This window comes from Xenorhabdus sp. Sc-CR9 (assembly GCF_963897815.1).
In the GTDB taxonomy this organism is placed as follows: Bacteria; Pseudomonadota; Gammaproteobacteria; order Enterobacterales; family Enterobacteriaceae; genus Xenorhabdus.
The window spans coordinates 1-2,405 of the sequence record NZ_CAWQTY010000041.1 but is presented as its reverse complement, the minus strand read 5'-3'; the positions used below and the strand labels follow the sequence as shown (position 1 = coordinate 2,405).

Below are 2,405 nucleotides of genomic sequence, written 5' to 3'. Positions count from 1 at the left end.
GGTTCTCATGGGGTTGGCGTGCGTCCGGTCATTCTGAGGCGTTCTATGACGTTCTGAGCGCGTCCGGTCGTGCGGGTGGGGTTCTTCATGGGGTTGGTGAGCGTCCGGTCGTGCAGGTATATCCCCGCTTGCGCGGGGGAACTGGTGCTAAAAATTTTAATGAGTCGCCAGCGCTTTAAAAAAATTAGGGTTATCTTGGATGATAGCCAACACCTTTGCTGCTAGACCTGTCGGGTTTCTACGCTTCTGCTCCCAGCTTTTGATCGTGTCAAGACTAGTTCCTAGTGCGGCTGCCATCTCTACTTGTGAAATATTAAGTTGAGCACGGATAGCTTTAACATCAGCAACTTCGTAGCGGGTTACACGCGCAGCGGCTTTATTGCCTTGTTTGATGTATACAGCTTCCTCTAAGGAAGCTTTCAACTCGTCAAAAAAAGTCATGTTAGACCTCATCTTTCAGTAATTTTGTCAGTTTTTTTAGCGCTATTTTCTCAGCATTCGTTAAGCTATCTTTGATATTTTTCGGATAAGCCATCACCAAATAGATAATCTCTTCAGTAGCGAGAAAATAGATCACTCTGGCACTACTGCTTTTCCCTTGTAAGCCTATCGCCATCCTGATTTTACGCAGCCCACCTGTACCACGAATAATATCCCCCTTATCAGGGGATTCTATCAACTCCCGTTGCAGCTCTTTAAGCTCATCATCCGTGGCAATCTGTTTGATCTGCCGGGTGAACATCTGTGTTTCAATAAACTCTATAGCATGACTCACTGGCAAACCTCCCACATGATAGGGTACATTGTACTCTTATCATTGTGAAATAACAAATCCCCGTTAGTGCAGTGATTAACTGACTGATTTGGTCTGTGAAATTCTCTTCTTAAGGTGATCTCGATTGGTATACAGTCTTATATTAATTTACCAATCGAGATCACCTATTTTGCGTTACTTCTCGTTACCGTAACAGTGGACAGTAACACTGATTTGGATAACGGCAAACGGCATAGAAACCAACCCCAAACACCCGCTATAATTCGCTGTAACCAGTATGAATACTGGTGTTGCTGGTGGATCACCATCTCAATCTCTTCTTATAAATACCCCGCAATCGCGATCCACTGTTTTAGTTACCTGAACCGTTACCGTAACACGGAGGTAACGCCTTAAGTTCCTTCTCAGTTTTCGTTGATGAAAACTTTTGGCGCTCAATTCATGTTTCGGGGGGAAACATCGTGCTGTGATTCCAGATAGATAGTGATGTGGAAATCAACGGCGTTCGTGGCGGTGCTACAAAACACATCTTGCCCTATCAATGACCTGTTTTTTTCTATAGGTGGTGAGTTAACTCATGAATTAAGAACCAAACAACACCCTGAAAAAACGGTGTTGGGATGATTTGAGCGGGAAAGCGAGTCCATTGCGAGTCCAAAATGGCAAAAGCGAGTCCATTGCGAGTCTAAAATAAAATTATAACATATTGATATATATATATATATATATATATGACTCGCATGACTCGCATGACTCGCATATATTTACCACACGTGAAGCGAGTATGTGTTTTTAAACGCCTTTCTCTGGCTTGCTGTTCTTTTAGACTTTTTTTATTAAATGTTTCGTATATATATGCAGAAAGTTGCGAGACACGCGAGTCTTGCGAGTCAGCATTGATTTTAATTATATAAATCAATGTATTAAGTGTTATTTTTGGACTCGCATTGAGTTATTTTTTGCGAGTCACAATAGAGTAATCAGCGAGTCACAGACAAAAAAAAGCCCCTAACAAGGGGCTTATGTTTAATTATTCGTCATTATCAGGTTTATACATCAAGACATAAAACAATGGTCTGGTTCCATTCACTCTGATAGATTTTCGTTTAAAAGACCTATTCTCTGCCATTTTTAACATTCCAGCTTCTGCCAAGGCCTTGGCGAACTGTTTTTCATTGAAGCCTTTGGCTATCTCGTTTTCGAATGCAGATGGGAAAGCATGGAATATCATCGGGTCGTCGTTATGTTTTCCCTGCGTTCGGTAGCCTGCAAGGTCTCTAATTGGTAGATCTCTGGGGTCATATGGGTGAGGCGCGAAACGGCTAAGTCCAAAGGCATTCAAGAACGCCTCTGCCGCTTCAATGATTTGTTCGCCCTCTTTGTTGGCGATGCCGAATTCTGCCACCCATGCGTTAAAACTGTGCTCGATAGCGTTGCGACAATCGGCCTCAGTCCATCCGGTGATGTGCGTAGCCATCATTAGTGCGGCCTCCAGAATAGCGAACCGTTCAGCGACGCGGTGAACCTGTTCCCCTGCGCCGTCCGGTAGCACGTCTAACCAGCGTTGCTGAGCGTCTTTTACGGCCTGTTTCGCCAATTCTTTGTTATCCGCCAGCCATTTAATCCATTC

Annotated in this window: 2 protein-coding genes and 1 pseudogene; all 3 read right to left on the bottom strand. The window is 43.8% G+C overall.

Translation table 11 applies throughout. The features are described from left to right. Positions 1 to 156: 156 nt before the first annotated feature. Positions 157 to 441, bottom strand: a complete 285-nt coding sequence (nadS, locus tag AACQ81_RS02140; RefSeq protein ID WP_237388434.1) for a NadS family protein — start codon at positions 439 to 441, stop codon at positions 157 to 159. A 1-nt stretch (position 442) separates the two neighbouring features. Next, positions 443 to 775 (bottom strand): type II toxin-antitoxin system RelE/ParE family toxin, encoded by a 333-nt coding sequence (locus tag AACQ81_RS02135; RefSeq protein ID WP_237388433.1) that lies wholly within the window; start codon positions 773 to 775, stop codon positions 443 to 445. Positions 776 to 1,805: 1,030 nt separating this feature from the next. Continuing rightward, positions 1,806 to 2,405 (bottom strand): annotated as a pseudogene (locus AACQ81_RS02130) (DNA primase); the annotation flags it as partial.

Coding starts and splice junctions, on each gene's coding strand:
- nadS (WP_237388434.1), bottom strand. CDS start 441: ATGACTTTTTTTGACGAGTTGAAAGCTTCCTTAGAGGAAGCTGTATAC.